General features: G+C 60.0%; 20 protein-coding genes. 11 read left to right on the top strand and 9 right to left on the bottom strand.

The window, feature by feature from the left end:
• Genes AOA61_RS12640 through AOA61_RS12630 form a run of 3 tightly spaced genes read left to right on the top strand, consistent with a single transcriptional unit; the run spans position 1 to position 1,370 of the window.
• Positions 1–384 carry a phage tail protein gene (locus AOA61_RS12640; RefSeq protein ID WP_099601861.1) on the top strand — a complete coding sequence of 128 codons (384 nt, stop codon included), beginning with the start codon at positions 1–3 and terminating at the stop codon, positions 382–384.
• Between the two features lie 57 nt (positions 385–441).
• Complete coding sequence (locus AOA61_RS12635) at positions 442–867, top strand: cell wall hydrolase (RefSeq protein WP_099601860.1); 426 nt, start codon at positions 442–444, stop codon at positions 865–867.
• Positions 867–1,370, top strand: coding sequence for a DUF2514 domain-containing protein (locus AOA61_RS12630; protein ID WP_099601859.1), 504 nt, complete (start codon positions 867–869; stop codon positions 1,368–1,370). Before AOA61_RS12635 ends, AOA61_RS12630 begins: the two co-directional genes overlap by 1 nt.
• On the opposite strand, the gene AOA61_RS12625 is transcribed toward AOA61_RS12630, so the two are convergent.
• The 4 genes from AOA61_RS12625 to AOA61_RS12610 form a co-directional block, all read right to left on the bottom strand.
• Positions 1,351–1,710 (bottom strand): hypothetical protein, encoded by a 360-nt coding sequence (locus AOA61_RS12625; protein WP_099601858.1) that lies wholly within the window; start codon positions 1,708–1,710, stop codon positions 1,351–1,353. The two genes, AOA61_RS12630 and AOA61_RS12625, sit on opposite strands and share 20 nt — an antisense overlap.
• Before the next feature lie 295 nt (positions 1,711–2,005).
• Positions 2,006–2,248: a hypothetical protein gene (locus AOA61_RS12620; RefSeq protein WP_099601857.1), complete on the bottom strand. Its 243-nt coding sequence runs from the start codon at positions 2,246–2,248 to the stop codon at positions 2,006–2,008.
• A 208-nt stretch (positions 2,249–2,456) separates the two neighbouring features.
• Complete coding sequence (locus AOA61_RS12615) at positions 2,457–3,632, bottom strand: integrase arm-type DNA-binding domain-containing protein (protein WP_099601856.1); 1,176 nt, start codon at positions 3,630–3,632, stop codon at positions 2,457–2,459.
• Positions 3,633–3,890: 258 nt separating this feature from the next.
• A complete protein-coding gene (locus tag AOA61_RS12610) occupies positions 3,891–4,970 on the bottom strand; it encodes a hypothetical protein (protein ID WP_099601855.1) in 1,080 nt (359 codons plus the stop codon).
• A gap of 158 nt (positions 4,971–5,128) precedes the next feature.
• On the opposite strand from AOA61_RS12610, the gene AOA61_RS12605 reads away from it, so the two are divergent.
• Genes AOA61_RS12605 through AOA61_RS12590 form a run of 4 tightly spaced genes read left to right on the top strand, consistent with a single transcriptional unit; the run spans position 5,129 to position 7,759 of the window.
• The gene (locus AOA61_RS12605; RefSeq protein ID WP_032886703.1) at positions 5,129–5,431 is read left to right on the top strand and encodes a PepSY domain-containing protein; all 303 of its coding nucleotides are present in this window, start codon (positions 5,129–5,131) and stop codon (positions 5,429–5,431) included.
• Positions 5,431–5,742, top strand: a complete 312-nt coding sequence (locus tag AOA61_RS12600) for a PepSY domain-containing protein (protein ID WP_032886701.1) — start codon at positions 5,431–5,433, stop codon at positions 5,740–5,742. Before AOA61_RS12605 ends, AOA61_RS12600 begins: the two co-directional genes overlap by 1 nt.
• Positions 5,742–6,410, top strand: a complete 669-nt coding sequence (locus tag AOA61_RS12595; RefSeq protein WP_032886699.1) for a response regulator transcription factor — start codon at positions 5,742–5,744, stop codon at positions 6,408–6,410. The genes AOA61_RS12600 and AOA61_RS12595 overlap by 1 nt, the downstream gene beginning before the upstream one ends.
• Positions 6,407–7,759 carry a sensor histidine kinase gene (locus tag AOA61_RS12590; protein ID WP_032886697.1) on the top strand — a complete coding sequence of 451 codons (1,353 nt, stop codon included), beginning with the start codon at positions 6,407–6,409 and terminating at the stop codon, positions 7,757–7,759. Before AOA61_RS12595 ends, AOA61_RS12590 begins: the two co-directional genes overlap by 4 nt.
• Positions 7,760–7,772: 13 nt before the next feature.
• Here AOA61_RS12590 and AOA61_RS12585 read toward each other — a convergent pair whose 3' ends face one another.
• The gene (locus tag AOA61_RS12585; RefSeq protein ID WP_099601854.1) at positions 7,773–9,920 is read right to left on the bottom strand and encodes a methyl-accepting chemotaxis protein; all 2,148 of its coding nucleotides are present in this window, start codon (positions 9,918–9,920) and stop codon (positions 7,773–7,775) included.
• A gap of 239 nt (positions 9,921–10,159) precedes the next feature.
• Here AOA61_RS12585 and AOA61_RS12580 point away from each other — a divergent pair, with 239 nt between their 5' ends.
• Together AOA61_RS12580 and AOA61_RS12575 are read left to right on the top strand one after the other, a co-directional pair.
• Positions 10,160–11,479: a Na+/H+ antiporter family protein gene (locus AOA61_RS12580; RefSeq protein WP_164444902.1), complete on the top strand. Its 1,320-nt coding sequence runs from the start codon at positions 10,160–10,162 to the stop codon at positions 11,477–11,479.
• 61 nt (positions 11,480–11,540) lie between these two features.
• Positions 11,541–13,220: a methyl-accepting chemotaxis protein gene (locus AOA61_RS12575; RefSeq protein WP_032886694.1), complete on the top strand. Its 1,680-nt coding sequence runs from the start codon at positions 11,541–11,543 to the stop codon at positions 13,218–13,220.
• Here AOA61_RS12575 and yegQ read toward each other — a convergent pair.
• On the bottom strand, positions 13,217–14,530 hold the full coding sequence (yegQ, locus tag AOA61_RS12570; RefSeq protein WP_099601853.1) for a tRNA 5-hydroxyuridine modification protein YegQ: 1,314 nt from the start codon (positions 14,528–14,530) through the stop codon (positions 13,217–13,219). The genes AOA61_RS12575 and yegQ overlap by 4 nt on opposite strands.
• A 160-nt stretch (positions 14,531–14,690) precedes the next feature.
• Here yegQ and AOA61_RS12565 point away from each other — a divergent pair, with 160 nt between their 5' ends.
• On the top strand, positions 14,691–15,758 hold the full coding sequence (locus AOA61_RS12565; protein ID WP_032886690.1) for an AI-2E family transporter: 1,068 nt from the start codon (positions 14,691–14,693) through the stop codon (positions 15,756–15,758).
• 3 nt (positions 15,759–15,761) lie between these two features.
• On the opposite strand, the gene AOA61_RS12560 is transcribed toward AOA61_RS12565, so the two are convergent.
• The 3 genes from AOA61_RS12560 to AOA61_RS12550 form a co-directional block, all read right to left on the bottom strand.
• Entirely contained in the window at positions 15,762–15,944 is a 183-nt protein-coding gene (locus AOA61_RS12560; RefSeq protein WP_032886689.1) for a hypothetical protein, read from the bottom strand.
• A 91-nt stretch (positions 15,945–16,035) separates the two neighbouring features.
• Positions 16,036–16,230 carry a hypothetical protein gene (locus AOA61_RS12555; RefSeq protein WP_032886687.1) on the bottom strand — a complete coding sequence of 65 codons (195 nt, stop codon included), beginning with the start codon at positions 16,228–16,230 and terminating at the stop codon, positions 16,036–16,038.
• A 233-nt stretch (positions 16,231–16,463) separates the two neighbouring features.
• Entirely contained in the window at positions 16,464–16,817 is a 354-nt protein-coding gene (locus AOA61_RS12550; protein ID WP_032886686.1) for a hypothetical protein, read from the bottom strand.
• 156 nt (positions 16,818–16,973) lie between these two features.
• On the opposite strand from AOA61_RS12550, the gene AOA61_RS12545 reads away from it, so the two are divergent.
• Entirely contained in the window at positions 16,974–17,792 is an 819-nt protein-coding gene (locus AOA61_RS12545) for a shikimate 5-dehydrogenase (RefSeq protein WP_099601852.1), read from the top strand.
• Positions 17,793–17,994 lie beyond the last annotated feature (202 nt).

Here is a 17,994-nt window from a genome sequence, read left to right as displayed (position 1 = left end):
ATGGCAAGAGCAGCAATCAACATACTTGGCGCAACGGGCGCGACCTATGATTTCGTGACCCAGGGCGATACAGCTGTGACATCGGCGCGATTGTCGAGGGGCGTTTATCAGATTGTCGGCTGCCTCGGCATGGTTCCCTTCCCGCCGGTAGACGACGGCTGGGGCTACACGGTCAACCAGATCGACTCACGAGCAGACGTTGAAATCGAGTTTTCCGACGGGCTGCTAACTGTGACAGTGACCAAGGACGGCGTCCCTTACGATCTGAAACACATGATAACCCTGCACATCCTTGTCCCAGATGCGGCGCCGTCACCACCGCCACCAATTCAGGCTTTTACCGATATCGTCGAGCAAGCCCCGGCGGAAGAAGCTGAGACCTAAGGCCTGCCTGAACATCACGCCCGCCATGAGCGGGTTTTTTATTGCCTGGAGAAAAGTATGACCACTTCCGAAAAAGACCGGGACATCCTGGCGCGCACGCTATGGGGCGAGGCCCGCGGCGAAGGCTTCGACGGGCAAATCGCCGTTGCCTGGACGATCCGCAACCGCGTGTTCGACGGCAAGGACAAGTCTTGGTGGGGGGAGGGCTACGCGGGCGTATGTCTGAAGCCTTGGCAGTTCAGCTGCTGGAACCAGAACGACCCGAACTATGCCTACCTCAGCGGCGCCAAACCGATCCCGGCTGCGCAGTTCGCCCAGGCCCAGCGCGCTGCTGACCAAGTTATGTCTGGCTCGGTACCGGATCCAACTGGCGGCGCCACGCACTACTACGCAACCACGATGCCCAAGGCCCCGGCCTGGGCGGAGAAGGCCAAGCAGACGCTGCGCCTCGGGCACCACGTCTTCTTCAAGGATGTGCCGTGATGACGCCCGTGCAGAAGCTGGCCGGGCTGGTGCTGCTGATCCTGGTGCTGATGGCCAGCGCCGCTGGCGTCACCTGGCAGGTTCAGGACTCACGCTATGGTGAGCAACTGGCAGTTATCGATCGAGACCAGGCGCTCGCAATTACCGCGGCAGGCGAAAAGGCCCGCCAAGAAGAACAGCGCCGCCAGGCGTCCGTGAATAAGGAGGCAAGTGATGCGCGAGAAAAGAACAAGTCAGCAACTGTGGATGCTGCTGCCGCTGATGCTGCTGGTGACAGGCTGCACGTCGAAGCAGGTAAGTTTGCCGCCACTGCCTGCGGCGATCCCGGAGTTGCCCAGCGAGGCGCGTCAGCCACCCGCGCCGCCATGGTGCTCTCCGACTTGCTCCAGCGGGCTGACAAAAGAGCGGGAGAGCTGGCGGCTGCTTATGACCGCGCCCGAATAGCTGGACTGACTTGTGAGGCAAGCTACAACTCGTTGAGCGTCAGCGCTGTGGCTCGGTGACTTTCTTGAGCTCGCCCAGTAACCGCTGATTCTCCCTGGTCAAGTAGTCACGCTGCTCGGCCACTGTCAGAAGGCCGTTTATCTTCCTGTCCATTTCCGAGTTTTCGCGGTTGAGCCTGGCCACCTCCGAGCGCGCTTTATTGAGTGCGTCCTCTGCGGATGCCTTCCGTGTGGACAGGTCATCGCTTAGCTGGACCAGGCCGGCGATATTGCGGCGCGCCTTATGCAGCATCACTTGGGTCTGGTTGAGTTCGTCTTCCAGCAGGGCGCACTGATGCTTGTACATTTCCAGGGGCGTCGGGCAGCCAAGCCACGCTGAGGTGTCTTCGTCGATGTTCATGGTGGGAAAACTCAAATGCTGTATGTGTATACAGTAGTCGAGGTGATGCGAATTTGGGAGTGGTGTTCGTCGGCAGGAGGCCGGGGATGGGAAGTACTGTAGGAATATCCAACGCTAAGTTATTGATTCTTATAGAGCTTATTGCATGTTTTGGAAGCGCAGAAAAAGGGTATGTTTTCCTTATACATCATATACTTGCATCCGTTTCGTGGTCACCTTGACATGGTGGCAGCGAACGCTGGAGAGAGGCTTGCCCGGCCATCCCTCCAGCCCCCTGAGTTTGAGGTCTTTCCAGTCAACCAGTCCAGCTTTCGTCGACTAAAACATTGTTCTGGCTATCCGTCTGGCGGACGGACTGTGTTCTGCGAAAGCCATTTAGCGCGGTGTGGTCATTGTGAATAACTGTGCCGACGACCTCACCTGAGGAGTTCAGAACGGACCACTCTGTGATGTCTTCCTGAGCCATGGATCCTTTAGAACGAGAGCTGACATGTTTCAGCGTTTCGCCATCGTTCAGCTTAAGCTTGCTCTGCCACATTGCTCTTTCCTTGATGTGTTTTTGGGAGGCTAATTTATCACAGAGGTCAGCGATGCGGTGGGAGCTATGATCTGCGCAAAACCGCCGCTGTAGGCCCCGGTTTACCGTTTGCATAAGCACAAAAAAACTTATGTTTTGCCGGGCAATAAAGGGGGCGTATCCTTTTTTAATCAATGGGTTAGCTGTGTACAGTCCCCAGCATGGGGTGCTAGGGGTTTGGCGTCACAAGATCCGCCCACTCCTGCATCATGGATCTGCGCTGCTCCAGGTATGCGGCATGGTTGTACACGTCACGGATAAAGCTACTGTCAGCATGGGCGAGCTGACGCTCAATCCAATCACGGTTGTACCCTCGACCGTTCATCTCAGTGGAGAACAGGTGACGGAAACCGTGGGGCGATTGTTTACCCGTCAACCCGCACAGATCCATGACATTGTTGGCGTAGTTTGTGCCGATCGGTGCTGTCGGGTCGCTGCGGTTGGTGAACACGTAGCGAAGCCCTCCGGTGACTGGGATCATGCTTTTAAGCAAATCTACTGCCTGGGTCGGCAATGGCACGGCATGCTCGCGCCGAGCCTTCATCTTCGCCGCCGGCGTCGTCCAGATCGCCGCATCGAGATCAATTTCAGACCACTCGGCATGCCTTACTTCGCCTGGGCGTGATGCGGTGTAGATCATCAACATGATCGCCGACCGCAACTGGTGGCCTGAAACACACTGTTGAATGGTAGCGATGGTCTTGGGTAGTTCGCTGAAAGGCAAGAATGGATGCGGCCGGTTCTGGGCGCCTTTTTCGGTGACTGCGTGCATCTCAGCCGTAGGGTTCGATTCAATCAATCCGGTGGCAATCGCATAGCTGAACACCTGGCCCATCCTCTGCCGGACCTTTACTGCCGTTACGATAGACCCGCGTTTTTCGATGCGCCGTATCAGGCTGATCACATCGGCACGCTTGATGGTATCGATCTGTCGCCCACCAAAAGTCGGGAGCACGTCCAGTTCCATCAAGTTGCTGATAATGCGATAGGTGCCCGGCGATATGCTGCCTTTCCTGAATGCCAGCCACTCGTCATACACTCGGCGGAACGTTCGCCCGCCAGCCTCAATCAGTCCTGCCTTCTTCTCCTTTCTCGATTCGCGCGGATCCACACCTCGCGCAATATCTTCCCGCGCCTCATCTCTGCGAGAGCGCGCCTCCTTCAGGCCCGTTTCCGGGTATGTTCCAAAAGAAATCCTTGCCTGTTTTCCAAGCCATGTGAAGCGGAAGTGCCAGCTTTTGATCCCGCTATTCGCCACGTAAAGCGCAAGACCTAAAGAGTCGGGGAGGGTATACGCCTTTTCCTTAGGCTTAGCCTGTCTGGCTGCTGTGTCCGTGAGTGCCACTAGTACATCCTCTCAAAATGATTCCTGATGTACTGAATGATGTACTAACCAAATGGCAATGGGAAGGTATCGCGTGGTACGCGGTGATACTAAAACTCTTATGTTTGCGGGGTGATTCGGAAGGGATTGGGAGGGGGTGGTTTCAGGTGGGAGGCTACCGTGGAATCTTTGAAGATTTCCACAGTATTTTCAGCTCGGTCAGGTATCTGGCAGGCGGCGAGTTTAACAGCTTGATCACGCGCCGCGCATACCGCTGGGTCAAAGCGCCTGCAAGCGCTCGCCCAGGCCTCCGTTATCCGCCAGTTGCAGAAACTCATCCCCCAACCGCTGGCTCTCGCTCATCGCGGTTTGCCAGTACTTATTGCGGCTTTTGTCGTCGCCCAAAAAGCGTTTGAAATCGCTGCGGTCCGGCAGTTTGCCGTGGGGCAGGCGGGCCAGGTAGTCCTTGGAGGGCGCCAGCAGCAACACGTCCTGCAATCCCTGCTGATTGCTGCGCCGCCATGGCAGCCCTTTGTCGAACCAGCCGGGGATCACCCGATCGGTAAAGTGCGGGTACAGCACGATGTCATCGCCGTGGTAGGGCAGGTCAAGGTGGTAGTCCAGCAGGCCGCCGTCGCGGTAGGTGCCAGCGCCTGCGCCGGGCAGGTCGCGCACGCCTTGCATCACCATCGGGATCGAGCCCGACGCCAGAAGTGCCTGGCGCAGGTTGCCTGCATCCAGTTCAAGAAACCGCGATGGGAAATCCTTCAGTGGATGCACCGGTGGCAGTTGGCGAGGGTCATGGATGATCAACCGTTCGAAATGCCGCGACAGCCGCGCGCGGCCGCGCAGGTTGTCGGCGATCACCGTTGACAGGCCCAGACCCAGGCGCCCGCGATGGTCGTCGGCAAGCAGGCCGTGGCTTTTGACCACCATGATATTCAGGCGATAGTCGGGATTGTCCAGTACGCGTGCATCGCGGCCGGCCAGCAGGTCGTCGAGCATGCGCTGGCAGCTCTGGGTGACCTCGGCCATGGTCACTCCTTTGGCAAAACGCTGCTCGTTGTACAAGCGGCCGAGGTCCAGCAGGCCTTGCACCGGGTCGGGCAGGCAGGCGCTGGCAAAGCGCCAGGAACCGATGGATGCGCCTATCAGCGCCCGCTCCCGTGGTGCGCGGGGCAGCCAGTCGCCGAACAGCGCCAAGTCCAGGCCCTGGATGCCCAAAGCCTTGGGGCCGCCAGCCGCACCGGGGAGGATGCCTACGTCGGCAGGCTTAAGGCCTTGTTCGCGGATGCGGGCGAGGGCGCGCGTGCCGGCCTTGAGGGTCAGGGCGGGAAACTTGATGTGAATGGCTGTCATACCGGTCTCTGTTGAAGCGAGCGGGGCAGTATAGGAAATCTCGCGGGTTGTGGGAAAAGGCCTTTCCCGAAATTGCCATGGTGGCAATTCAGTTTCAGTTAAGTTGCGGCATATACCGTGGCTGGCGTAGGACTAACTTCGTGTTATGGAGACTTATCATGAAACGCCTCACTGCTCTGGTCGCCGCCGCTATCATCGCCTCCGCGGCGTCCCAGGCCGGAGCCGTGGACCCCGACAAGCCACTGACCGTGCCCGCCACTGTTACAATTGTCGCCTTTGACCAACTGGAAGCCACGGCCCTGGCCCTGCACCCCGGTTCGACGCTGCTGGACACCGATCTGGACGAGGCGTATGGCAAGTACGTCTACGAAGTTGAGTTGGAAGATCGCCACGGCATTGAATGGGATGTTGAATTGGACGCGCTCACCGGGCAGGTTCTCAAGAATCATCAGGATACGTAATGAAGGTAAATTTACGCGCCGGCAGTCGAGTGGCGTTGGTGCTGGTGGTGTTCTGCTCAGGTTTGCAGGCCCGCGATCTCAACCAGGACGAAGCCCTCGCGCTGCGCCAGCAGGGGGTGATCCTGCCGCTGGAGCAACTGTTGCAGCAGGCCATGGCGCGGTATCCCGGCTCCCGTTTGCTGGAAGCCGAGCTTGAGAAAAAACACGGCCAATATGCCTACGAAGTGGAGTTGGTGACCACCGAAGGTGTGGTACGTGAGATTAAACTCGACGCCACCAACGGTGTACTGATCAAAGACGAGGAAGACTGATGCGCCTGCTCCTGGTGGAAGACAACGTACCCCTGGCCGATGAATTGTTGGCCGGCCTACAGCGCCAGGGCTATGCCGTCGACTGGCTGGCCGACGGCCGCGACGCTGCTTACCAGGGCCGCAGCGAACCCTACGACCTGATCATCCTCGACCTCGGCCTGCCCGGTTTACCCGGCCTTGAGGTGCTGGCGCAATGGCGTGCAGCCGCGTTGGCCACTCCGGTGCTCGTTCTTACCGCCCGCGATTCGTGGGCAGAGCGGATCGAAGGGCTCAAGGCCGGTGCTGACGACTACCTGAGTAAACCCTTTCACCCCGAAGAACTGCACCTGCGCATCCAGGCGCTGTTGCGCCGTTCCCACGGCCAGGCCAACCAGCCCACCTTGCAGGCCGCTGGTCTGCACCTGGACGAAGGTCGCCAATGCGTACTGCGCGACGGTGACGAGATCCAACTGACCGCCGCCGAATTCCGCCTGTTGCGCTACTTCATGCTGCACCCCGAACAGATCCTGTCGAAAAGCCACCTGGCTGAGCACTTGTATGACGGCGAGACAGAGCGCGATTCCAACGTGCTGGAAGTCCACGTCAATCACCTGCGTCGCAAATTGGGGCGCAGCGTGATCGAAACCCGGCGCGGCCAGGGTTACCGCTTTGGCGCCAGCCCTGCGTGAAGTCGATTCAACGCCGCCTCAGCCTGGGGTTGATCAGTGTGATGGTGATCGTCGGTCTGGTGTTGGCGCAAACCAGTCTGTGGTTGTTCGAAGCCGGTTTGCAGCGCTACCTGGAAGCGGGGTTGCGCAACGACGCTGAAAACCTGTTGGTGGCGCTGGTGCGCGGGCCCAACGGCGTACAGTTGGATGAGCAGCGCCTCTCGCCGGCCTATCAGCGGCCGTTTTCCGGGCATTACTTCCGTATCGATTTTGCTGACACCCATTGGCGTTCCCGTTCGCTGTGGGATCAGGAGTTGCCCCGACTGCCCGAAGTGGGGCTCAAGGGCAACCTGCAACTGGGCCCGGAAGGCCAGCAGTTGCTGGTATTGCGCTCGGACTACAAACGCTTTGGCCAATCAATTTCCATCAGCGTGGCTCAGGACTACACACCGGTGCGGGAAAGCTTCCGGCTGATGCGTCAGATCGGTCTGGTGCTGGGGTTGGCGGCGTTGCTGCTGGTATTGATCCTGCAGCGGGTCACCGTACGTCGCGCCTTGCGCCCGCTGGAAACCGCCCGCAACCAGATCGCCCAATTGCAGCAGGGCCAGCGCTCGCAACTCGACACCCAAGTGCCGTTGGAGCTGGAGCCGCTGGTGGCGCAGATCAACCACCTGCTGGCCCACACCGAAGACAGCCTCAAGCGCTCACGCAATGCCCTCGGCAACCTGGGCCATGCCCTCAAAACCCCGCTGGCGGTGCTGTTGAGCGCGGCGTCGAGCGAGGCGCTCAAGGATCACCCTAAACTGAGCAAACTCTTGCGTGAGCAGTTGGAGCAGGTTCAACAGCGCCTCAACCGTGAGCTCAACCGCGCACGCCTGGCCGGCGAAACCTTGCCGGGCGCCTTGTTCGACTGTGAAAAAGAACTGCCCGGTTTGCTGGCCACCCTGAACATGGTCCATGGCGAGCACCTGGACCTCAGTTACCACGCGGCCCCAGGCTTGCAATTGCCTTGGGACCGGGAAGACCTATTGGAACTGCTCGGCAACCTGCTGGACAACGCCTGCAAATGGGCGGATGCCGATGTGCGGCTGAATATCAGTGAAACCGCCAACAGCTACCTGCTGGTGGTTGAGGATGACGGCCCCGGTATCCCCGAAACCCAGCGCGATCAGGTATTCAGCCGTGGCACACGCCTGGATGAGCAGATTGATGGCCATGGTTTGGGGCTGGGGATCGTGCGGGATATCGTCGAGGTGTGGGGCGGGGTGTTGCAGTTGCAGGAAAGCGAGCTGGGCGGGCTCAAGGTGCTGATCGAATTGCCCTGTGGAAGGGGCGGTGCGACGATTCGACCGGCTCCCTCCCACATTTGACCCCCTTCAACCCTCAGACGCGGAACTGGTCCATCAACCCCTGTTGCTGATTCGCCAGGCTGTTCAACGCCTGGCTCACCCGCGCCGATTCATTGGCTTGTTCCGACAACGACTCGGTCACATCGCGAATGGTTGCCACGTTGTTGTTGATCTCCTCGGCCACCGCGCTTTGCTCTTCGGCGGCGCTGGCGATCTGCAGGTTCATGTCGCTGATCACTGTGACCGCATCGCCAATCTGGCGCAGGGCCGTCACGGCTTGGCCGACCTGTTCGACACTGCCCTGCGCCTGGCGATAACTGTTGCCCATGGAACCGACTACATCCTCGGTGCCGCTTTGCAGTTGCTCAATCACCAGGCGGGTTTCTTCCACCGATTCCTGGGTGCGCCGCGCAAGGTTGCGCACTTCATCCGCCACCACCGCAAAGCCACGACCGGCCTCACCGGCGCGGGCGGCTTCGATGGCTGCGTTGAGCGCCAGCAGGTTGGTCTGCTCGGCAATGCCGCGAATCACTTCAAGTACCGAGCCGATTTTCTCGCTATTGGCGGCCAGGCCTTCGACCTGGGCCATGGCCGTGCTCATATCCGCCGCCAGGTGGCCGATGTTGGTGGTGGTTTGGTCGATCACGGTCAGGCCGTCGCGGGTGGCCTGGTCGGCATCGCGTGCGGCTTGCGCGGCCTGGGCCGCGCTGCGTGCGACGTCCTGGGCGGTAGCACTCATTTCGTGGGAGGCGGTAGCCACCTGGTCGACCTGGCGGTACTGCTGTTCCATGCCGGCGCTGGTCTGCGTGGCAATCGCGGCGGATTGGTCGGCGGTGCCACGAGCGTCCTGCACCGAGCGTTTCACTTCGGCAATGATCGGCTGCAGCTTGTCGAGGAAACGGTTGAACCAGCCCGCGAGCTGCCCCAATTCATCCTTCTTGTCGTAGGCCAGGCGACGTGTCAGGTCGCCTTCGCCGCTGGCGATGTCTTCGAGCATGTGTGCCACGCCGAGGATCGGTCGCGTCACGCTGCGGGCCATCAGCCATACCAGGATCAGGCCGATCACCGCGGCCAGCAGGCCCAGGCCCAGTTCCAGCAACGTGCCACGCGCGTTGTCGGCATCCAATTGCGCCTTCAGTGCTTCGGCTGGGCCGACCAGGACTTTTTCCGGCACATCCAGCAATACGCCCCACAGCTTGCCGTCGGGGATCGGCGCGAACGGCGCCAGCACCTTGAGCTGAAGGTCGGTGCGCAGGCTGCGGATCTGTGGGCCGCTGGCCAATGCACTGAGCACTTTAGGGCCGCTGACGGTGTCGACTTGATCCAGGCGTTTGCTTAATTGAGTGGCATCCGCACTGTAGCCGGCGAGCAAACCGGTGGAGCTGAGGATGCTCACCTGGGTCTGGCCGTCGTACAGTTTGTTGCTGGCCTGTTGGCTCACGGCCTGGAGGCTGTTGAGGTTGATGTCCACCGACAGCGACGCGATGACTTTGCCGTTGACCATCAGCGGGAACACGATGCTGGTCATCAGCACGTTCTGGCCGTTGATCATATAAAAGTAGGGTTCGATCACGCATGGCTTGAGGGTGGTGCGTGGGCAGGTGAACCAGGCGTTTGCCGGTTCACCGCTGGGGCCGATGCTGGTGTCGGCCATGTCGCTTTCAGGCAGCGCCATCGAGGTGAGTGTGCCCGGAGTCGGCTGAGACCAGTACAGGGCGAAGCGGCCCTTGTTGTTACTGCCCAGCTCCGCCTGATCGGCGAACAACTCGTCCTTGCCGTCCAGCGCGTTGGCTTCAAACACCAGGGACAAACCCAGCAAGTCCGGGTTGGCCTGCAGCGCGGCCTTGACCTGGCGGGTCAGGTCTTCGCGGGTGTCGAAGGCATCGAGGAAGCGCTTTTCGGCCTGTTCGCGCAGGAACAGGACCTGACGGGAAAAACCGTGGCCGTATTGGTAGGCATCCATGAACTGGCGACGAATACCCAGCGCCTGCGCTTCGCCCTGGGCTTCGATGCGTGCCTGGGCGGAGGTGTTGAGCATCTGCATGCTGGACGCCTGGACCTGCTCCGAGCTTTGCGCCATGCGATACAGCGACAAACCCACTAGTAGGGTCACGATCCCTAGCAGGCAAAGACCGGCGAGCAGGGTGATTTTCCATTGAATGGAGAGCTGCCTGAGCGACATCGGGACATCCTTAACCTGAAAGCACATAGAGTCAGTTTATCGGCCGCTGTGAAGGCTTCTTTATTCAAACAATCAATTTAAATCTGAAATCGGTGTCGTTTTTTGACATGTAGCCCTACCTGCTGCAAAGTGCGCGCCCTCTAATAAGACCTCCTTAAAGCCTGCACGCGGGTCGCCAGCCAATGGCCACCTGGGCGCGGGCATGCCTGTTTTTTATGTTTCTGCTTGAGGTAACCATGATTAACGCAGTCATCGCCGCGGTCGGCACCATGCTGGTGCTCAGCCTGTCCCGCGTGCATGTGGTCATCGCCATCATTGTCGGCGCCCTGGTGGGCGGGTTGACCGGTGGCCTGGGCATCGAAGCCACGCTCAAAGCCTTCAACGGCGGTTTGGGCGGCGGCGCGACCGTGGCGTTGTCCTACGCATTGCTCGGCGCTTTCGCGGTGGCGATTGCCAAGTCAGGCCTGGCCCACGCCCTGGCGGACAAGGCGCTGTTGCTGGTCGACCGCCAGGAAGCCAGCGGCGGCAGCCACGTCAAATGGCTGTTGATCGGCCTGCTTTGGGCAGTCGCGATTGCATCGCAGAACATCCTGCCGATCCACATTGCGTTTATCCCGCTGCTGGTGCCGCCACTGTTGTACGTGCTGACCAAGCTGCAACTGGACCGCCGCCTTGTTGCCTGCGTAATGACCTTCGGCCTGATCACCCCCTACATGTTTCTGCCGGTGGGCTTCGGCAACATCTTCCTTAACCAGATCCTGCTGGCCAATGTGGCCAACAGTGGGGTGGACATCAGTCAGGTCAACGTGACCCACGCCATGAGCCTGCCCGCCCTGGGCATGGTGGTTGGCCTGTTGGTGGCGGTGTTTATCAGCTACCGCAAAAAACGTGTGTATGACCTGGAAAAAATCGAGCGGGTCGAGCAAGTGGCCGTTCAGTACAACCCGCTGACCCTGATGGTGGCCGGCGTGGCGATTGCCTCGGCGTTCATCATTCAACTGTGGCTGGACTCGATGATCATCGGCGCTTTGGCCGGCTTCCTCATCTTCTCGGTGTCGGGGATTGTGCGCTGGCGCGACACCGACGACCTGTTCACCGAAGGCATGAAGATGATGGCTATGATCGGCTTCATCATGATTGCGTCCTCAGGCTTTGCCGAGGTGCTCAAGGCCACCGGCGACGTGCGCTCGCTGGTGGAAACCTCGGCGGCGTTCATCGGCCACAGCCGTGGGGTTGGTGCGTTGTTGATGTTGCTGGTGGGCCTGTTGGTGACCATGGGCATCGGCTCGTCGTTTTCCACGGTGCCGATCCTTGCCGCGATTTTTGTGCCGCTGTGTGTGCAGTTGGGCTTCAGCCCGATGGCCATCGTGTGCATCGTCGGTACGGCGGGTGCGCTGGGCGACGCCGGTTCACCGGCGTCGGACTCAACACTCGGTCCGACCTCCGGCCTGAATATCGACGGCCAGCATCACCATATCTGGGACACCGTGGTGCCGACATTCCTGCACTACAACATCCCGTTGCTGGCATTTGGCTGGTTTGCGGCGATGACGCTCTGATCTACAGATTCATTGACGTTGGTCGATAACCTCTCAAGTCGCCTAATAAGAGAGAAAAGCCATGCGTCTGAATTTGAAGGCCAAAGTACTGTCCCTCGCGATCGTGCCGGTGCTGCTGTTTGCCGTGGTGATCAGCCTGACCACCGTATGGATCCTCCAGGGGCAGGCGCGCAACGAGGTGGATGAAACCCGCCAGCGCCTGCTCAACGACGCCAAGGCCACTCTGCAAAGTTATGTAGAAGTGGCCATGACCACCATCAAGCCGCTTTACGACGCTGCCGCACCTGGCGACACAGCGGCGCGCGCCGAGGTGGTCAAGCTGCTGTCCAACACCCGCTACGGCAAGGACGGTTACTTCTTCGGCTACGACTCCGAGACCATCCGCCTGTTCAAGGGCAACAGCCCCGACGGCGTGGGCAAGAGTTTCAAGGACAACCGTGACCCCAACGGCGTCTACGTCAACCGCGACTTGGTCAAGGTCGGTAAGGACGGCAGCCACTACCTGCAATACAGCTCCACCCAACCCGGCCAGACCGAACTGGTGCCCAAGCTCGGCTACACCGAATACCTGCCCAAGTGGGACATGGTCATCGGTACCTCGGTGAACCTGGACGGCATCGAAGCCCAGGTGGCAGTGGTCGAGGCCAAGGTAGAAAAGCGCATGGAAGGCGTGTTGCTGAGCATCCTTGGCGTGGCCGCGGTGGTGCTGTTGGTGATTGCCGCCGTGGGCATGCTGCTGGCCAATACCATCCTGCGTCCGCTGCACCTGATGAAAGCCAACCTTGATGACATCGCGGCCGGTGAAGGCGACTTGACCCGCCGCCTGGCCATCACCAGTCAGGATGAGTTGGGCGAGCTGGCCGGCGCGTTTAACCGGTTTGTCGACAAGATCCACGGCCTGGTGCGCCAGATCACCGAAATGACCGCGCAACTGACCGGGCTGGTGAGCCAGGTGTCCGACCAGGCCCAGCGCTCGGAGCAGGCCATGGAACGCCAGCGCCACGAGACCGACCAGGTGGCCACCGCGATCAACCAGATGTCCTCGGCTGCGCAAGAAGTGGCGCGCAGTGCCCAGGGCGCCTCCGTGGCGGCGCAACAGACCGACGCCGAAGGCCAGGCCGCCAAGCGGGTGGTGGACGGTAGCATCGCGCAGATCCATGCACTGGTGAGCGATATTCGCAGCAGCGGCGTGTCCCTCGACAGCCTGCAGCAGGATGTGGCGTCGATTGTCAGCGTATTGAGCGTAATCCGTTCGATTGCCGAGCAGACCAACCTGTTGGCCCTGAACGCGGCGATTGAAGCCGCGCGGGCAGGGGAGGCCGGCCGTGGTTTTGCGGTGGTCGCCGACGAAGTACGTGCCCTCGCCAGTCGCACCCAGACCAGCACCCAGGAAATCCAGGGCATGATTGACCGCCTGCAAAAAGGCACGGTCGCCGCCGTCGACGCGATGCGCCGCTCCAGCGATGCCGGTGACGGCACTTCGGCCCAGGCCAATCAGGCTGGCGCATCCCTGGACACCATGGCCCAGTTGATCGGCACCATTAATTCAATGAACGCACAAATCGCCAGCGCCGCCGAAGAACAGACAGCTGTGGCCGAAGAGATCAACCGCAGCGTGCACCAGATTGCCGTGGCGGTGGACAGCGTGGCAGACGAAACCCAATTGGGCGCCCAGACCTCTCGCAGCCTGGCGGATCTGGGGCATCGTTTGGGGCAATTGGTCGGGCAGTTCCGGATTTAAACGTCGCGCATCAGCAAGCCGAAGCGCAAGTCCATCTGGGCCGGGAGCGGCACATACACTGTGTGTCCGTCCCCCGGCGCGACCTCGATGGCTTCGCCCTTGGCGTTGCGCAAGTCGGCCAGGTCAAAGTGGAAATTGCCGGCGGGGGTCATCAGCTCCAGATGATTACCCACGGCAAAGCGGTTTTTAACCTTGACCTCGGCCAGGTCGCCCCGGCGCTCGCCGGTCAACTCGCCCACAAACTGCTGGCGCTCGGACACTGAGCTGCCGTTCTGGTAGTTCTGGTATTCATCGTGCACATGGCGGCGCAGAAAACCCTCGGTGTAGCCGCGTTGGGCCAGGGACTCCAGATTGGTCATCAAGCCGCGATCAAACGCGCGACCGGCCACTGCATCATCAATGGCCTGGCGATACACCTGGGTGGTGCGTGCGCAGTAGAAGTGGGACTTGGTGCGGCCTTCGATTTTCAGCGAATGCACACCCATGTGAGTCAGGCGTTCTACGTGCTGCACCGCGCGCAGGTCCTTGGCGTTCATGATGTAGGTGCCGTGTTCGTCTTCGAAGGCGGGCATCTGCTCATCGGGACGGTTGGCCTCCTGCAACAGGAACACCTGATCAGTCGGTGCGCCCATCCCGAGGGTCGGCTGATACTCCTGGACGATATCCCCCGTGGCGTTCTCCACAGCCGGTGTGGCCTGGTATTTCCAGCGACAGGCATTGGTGCAACTGCCTTGATTGGCGTCGCGCTTGTTCATGTAGCCCGAGAGCAGACAGCGCCCGGAATAGGCCATGCACAGGGCACCGTGCACAAACACCTCCAGCTCCATGGCCGGCACCTGCTGGCGGATTTCTTCAATCTCTTCCAGTGACAGTTCCCGCGACAGGATCACTCGGCAAATCCCTTGCTGCTGCCAGAACTCCACGCTGGCCCAGTTCACCGTATTGGCCTGCACTGACAAGTGAATCGGCATCATCGGAAAATGCCGACGCACCAGCATGATCAGGCCAGGGTCAGACATGATCAGTGCGTCCGGGCCCATGGCGATGACCGGGGCCAAGTCCTTGAGGAAGGTTTTGAGTTTGGCGTTGTGCGGCGCGATGTTGACCACCACGTAAAAGCGCTTGCCCTGTGCATGAGCCTCTTCAATGCCGAGGGCGAGGTTGGCGTGGTCGAATTCGTTGTTGCGCACGCGCAGGCTGTAGCGTGGCTGGCCGGCGTACACCGCATCGGCGCCGTAGGCGAAGGCGTAGCGCATGTTTTTCAGGGTGCCGGCGGGGGCGAGCAGTTCGGGGGCGATGATAGGAGGCATGGGCTTGGGTCGCAAAAAGGCGCGAGGGTAGTTGAAGCGGCGCAAGGCTTTATTGATCTGGGTCTACGCTTACCTCAACAAAGATGGCACTCCCAGGAGTTGCGGGGGACTAAGCACCGGGACGCAAACGCGCGCCCTGCTTTTTTGACATGGATCGAACATGAATCAAACCAACCTGCAATTCAAAACGCTGTTGCTGCTGCTGGTCCTGGTGACCATCGCCTTTATCTGGATATTGCTGCCGTTCTACGGTGCGGTGTTTTGGGCCGTGATCCTCGGCATCATCTTTGCCCCCATGCAGCGCCGCCTGCAGCAGCGGTTCGGCTGGAACCGCAACCTTACATCCCTGAGTACCTTGATGGTGTGCCTGGTGATCGCGATCCTGCCGGTGATCATCACCAGCGCCTTGCTCGTGCAAGAGGGCGCGACGCTCTACAAAAACATCGAGAGTGGCAAGCTCGACGTGGCCGGTTATATCGAGCAGTTCAAGCACTTCCTGCCGCCTTACTTCCAGCACCTGCTGGACCGCTTTGGCATGGGTAACCTTGAGGGGCTGCGTGAGAATATCGTCAAGAGCGCGATGCAGGGCAGCCAGTTCTTCGCGTCCCAGGCGTTCAGCTTTGGGCAGGGAACGTTTGATTTCCTGGTGAGTTTTTTCATCATGCTGTATCTGCTGTTTTTCCTGCTGCGCGACGGTCCGGAACTGGTGCGCAAAGTGCGCACGGCAGTGCCGCTGGCCGAGCCGCAGAAGCGCCGGTTGCAGCTGAAGTTCAATCGGGTGGTGCGTGCCACGGTCAAGGGCAACGTGTTGGTGGCCGTGACTCAAGGGGCACTGGGTGGTTTGATTTTCTGGTTCCTGGACATTCCCAGTGCGTTGCTCTGGGCGGTATTGATGGCGTTTCTGTCGTTGCTGCCAGCGGTGGGCGCGGGGATTGTGTGGGGGCCTGTGGCCGCCTACTTCCTGCTGAGCGGTTCGATCTGGCAGGGCATCGTGTTGAGCTTGTTTGGCGTGTTTGTGATTGGGCTGGTGGACAACGTGCTGCGCCCGATCCTGGTGGGCAAAGACACCAGGATGCCGGACTACCTGATCCTGATCTCGACGCTGGGCGGCTTATCGGTGTTTGGCCTCAACGGGTTTGTGATAGGGCCGCTGGTGGCGGCGCTGTTCATGTCCAGTTGGGCGCTGTTTGTCGAAAGTAAGCCTCGGGTCAAGCTGCCATTGCCATAAGTCTCAGGCGTGGAGCCGGAAATTCGAGGCGTTTTGCAGTTGTTTTTCGGCGGCGGACAGAGACGTGAGTGGGCCGCTGATGGTTTCGCCGTCGCGTACCAGGTACCAGCAGGCAAGCAAACCCAGCTCCCGAAGAGGGGCGGGGACGGCGCTGCCGATGACAGACATGATTTGAACAGTTGGCATAAGGGCCTCCAATCGCTATGGGGGTCACCTTAAGGGGCCTGGCGGCTTAAGAAAAATCACCTGGCTCAATAGTCGACATCAACAAGAGACGTCAGTCGACTACCTGATCGAGCATGCTCACCACTTCCTGCTCATTGAGCAGACCTTTGCGCACGAGGTTTTCCGCCAGCAACGCCAGGAATTTTGCGGTGCGGTGGCCTTCCAGGTGCTTGAGTTCCGTGAGGGCGCTGTAAACCTTGCTGGACGTACAGAGGCCAGCGGTGCGGTGCGGGTTTTGTGTGGGCATGGTCTGTCGTCCTTGTTGTTATTGGGTGGACTGCATCGATAGTGGGAGTGTGTCGTGACACAAACATGACAGCGTGAGCCCCGGTCGGGCAAGTAGACTTTCGAACTGAATAGTGCGCGATTGTCGCTTGGCCATTGTCCTCAGAGCGACCTTGGCACGATAAATCCGGTCGTTGTGTACAAAAAAGGCCTCGCTTGTTGGGCGAGGCCTGTTTCGAACATGAAGATAAGGGCTTACCAGCCGTGACGGTAGTAGCCGTGGGGAGGGCCGTAATAACCACGCGGTGGGCCGTAATAGACGGGAGCCGGGCGGTAATACACCTCTTGCTGCACATACACAGGTGGAGGCGGTGCGTAGTAGACCGGTGGCGGCGCGGCATACACCGGCTGCGGTTGCACGTACACCGGCTGCTGCACATAGACCTCACGGGGTTGGCTGGCAACCACGGAGCCCACCACGGCGGCGCCGACCAGTGCACCCAAGACGGCCGGGCCACCCCATCCACCACCGTGGGCGGAGGCTTGGCCGGCCATAGCGAGTGCACCTACCAGCAAGGCGATCTTGGGGAGTTTACGAATCATGGTCATTCCTCGGTTGGCCCCTGCGCTTGTGGTCTGCAGTCAATAGACTCAAGTAATGTCGCGGGGATACTTTTAAGACAACGTATTTCTGAAAAACAGCACGGCCGCTAGGTAAAGGTTGTGTAAGGTCTGTACCGATTTGCTTACTCAAAGGAGTTATCCATGCAGATGCACCCCAACAAGGACACCCAGCTGTGCATGTCATTGTCGGCCCGCCCCGGGAATTTTGGCCTGCGTTTTCATAACCACCTGTACGAACAGTTGGGTCTGAATTTCTACTATAAGGCGTTCAGCAGCCAAGATTTACCGGGAGCGATAGGCGGTATCCGGGCGTTGGGCATTCGTGGTTGCGGGGTGTCGATGCCGTTCAAGGAGGCCGCTATTGCCTTGGTGGACGAACTCGACGATTCGGTTCAGGCCATCGCCTCCCTCAACACCATCGTCAATACCGGCGGGCATCTGAAGGCTTACAACACGGATTACATCGCCATCGAGCAATTGCTGAAAAAGCACGATGTGCCCAAAGACTCCACGTTCGCCCTGCGCGGCAGCGGCGGTATGGCCAAGGCCGTGGCCAGCGCCTTGCGTGACGGCGGTTATGCCAATGGCGTAATCGTGGCGCGCAATGAAGCAGCGGGCAAGGCGCTGGCGCAGAGCCTGGGGTATGAGTGGCTGGCTGAACTGGGCGACCTGCGCCCGCAGATGCTGGTCAACGTGACACCGATTGGCATGACCGGCGGCGCCGAGGCAGATGCGTTGGCGTTTGAAGCGGATGCGGTTGATAACGCCGAGACGGTGTTCGACGTGGTGGCGATTCCCGCCGAAACGCCGTTGATCGTGCGTGGACGGGCCCAAGGTAAGCGCGTCATTACTGGGCTGGAAGTGATTGCAATCCAGGCGCTGGAACAGTTTGTGCTCTACACGGGCGTGCGGCCGACCCCGGAACAGTTCGAAAAAGCCGTGGCTTTTGCCCGGAGCTGAAGATCGCTGGTAATTAACTGTGGGAGGGGGCTTGCTCCCGATAGTGCTGAGTCAGTACAAGCTGTTCCGACTGAAGCACCGCCATCGGGAGCAAGCCCCCTCCCACATATTGATCTCCAGGGGGTCAGTTACTTAGCTTTAACTTTACGCATTCACGATCAACACATTGCCGGACTGGAATCCACTCAACTGTGGGAGGGGG

Source organism: Pseudomonas sp. 2995-1 (assembly GCF_002742505.1).
GTDB classification, from domain to species: domain Bacteria; phylum Pseudomonadota; class Gammaproteobacteria; order Pseudomonadales; family Pseudomonadaceae; genus Aquipseudomonas; species Aquipseudomonas sivasensis.
The sequence above is the reverse complement of the archived record's forward strand: the minus strand, read 5'-3'. Positions and strand labels throughout refer to the sequence as shown.

Excerpts from the sequence above, each read along its gene's own strand:
- AOA61_RS12640 (WP_099601861.1), top strand. The coding sequence starts at position 1 with ATGGCAAGAGCAGCAATCAACATACTTGGCGCAACGGGCGCGACCTAT.
- AOA61_RS12635 (WP_099601860.1), top strand. The coding sequence starts at position 442 with ATGACCACTTCCGAAAAAGACCGGGACATCCTGGCGCGCACGCTATGG.
- AOA61_RS12630 (WP_099601859.1), top strand. The coding sequence starts at position 867 with ATGACGCCCGTGCAGAAGCTGGCCGGGCTGGTGCTGCTGATCCTGGTG.
- AOA61_RS12625 (WP_099601858.1), bottom strand. The coding sequence starts at position 1,710 with ATGAACATCGACGAAGACACCTCAGCGTGGCTTGGCTGCCCGACGCCC.
- AOA61_RS12620 (WP_099601857.1), bottom strand. The coding sequence starts at position 2,248 with ATGTGGCAGAGCAAGCTTAAGCTGAACGATGGCGAAACGCTGAAACAT.
- AOA61_RS12610 (WP_099601855.1), bottom strand. The coding sequence starts at position 4,970 with ATGACAGCCATTCACATCAAGTTTCCCGCCCTGACCCTCAAGGCCGGC.
- AOA61_RS12605 (WP_032886703.1), top strand. The coding sequence starts at position 5,129 with ATGAAACGCCTCACTGCTCTGGTCGCCGCCGCTATCATCGCCTCCGCG.
- AOA61_RS12600 (WP_032886701.1), top strand. The coding sequence starts at position 5,431 with ATGAAGGTAAATTTACGCGCCGGCAGTCGAGTGGCGTTGGTGCTGGTG.
- AOA61_RS12595 (WP_032886699.1), top strand. The coding sequence starts at position 5,742 with ATGCGCCTGCTCCTGGTGGAAGACAACGTACCCCTGGCCGATGAATTG.
- AOA61_RS12585 (WP_099601854.1), bottom strand. The coding sequence starts at position 9,920 with ATGTCGCTCAGGCAGCTCTCCATTCAATGGAAAATCACCCTGCTCGCC.
- AOA61_RS12575 (WP_032886694.1), top strand. The coding sequence starts at position 11,541 with ATGCGTCTGAATTTGAAGGCCAAAGTACTGTCCCTCGCGATCGTGCCG.
- yegQ (WP_099601853.1), bottom strand. The coding sequence starts at position 14,530 with ATGCCTCCTATCATCGCCCCCGAACTGCTCGCCCCCGCCGGCACCCTG.
- AOA61_RS12565 (WP_032886690.1), top strand. The coding sequence starts at position 14,691 with ATGAATCAAACCAACCTGCAATTCAAAACGCTGTTGCTGCTGCTGGTC.
- AOA61_RS12560 (WP_032886689.1), bottom strand. The coding sequence starts at position 15,944 with ATGCCAACTGTTCAAATCATGTCTGTCATCGGCAGCGCCGTCCCCGCC.
- AOA61_RS12555 (WP_032886687.1), bottom strand. The coding sequence starts at position 16,230 with ATGCCCACACAAAACCCGCACCGCACCGCTGGCCTCTGTACGTCCAGC.
- AOA61_RS12550 (WP_032886686.1), bottom strand. The coding sequence starts at position 16,817 with ATGACCATGATTCGTAAACTCCCCAAGATCGCCTTGCTGGTAGGTGCA.
- AOA61_RS12545 (WP_099601852.1), top strand. The coding sequence starts at position 16,974 with ATGCAGATGCACCCCAACAAGGACACCCAGCTGTGCATGTCATTGTCG.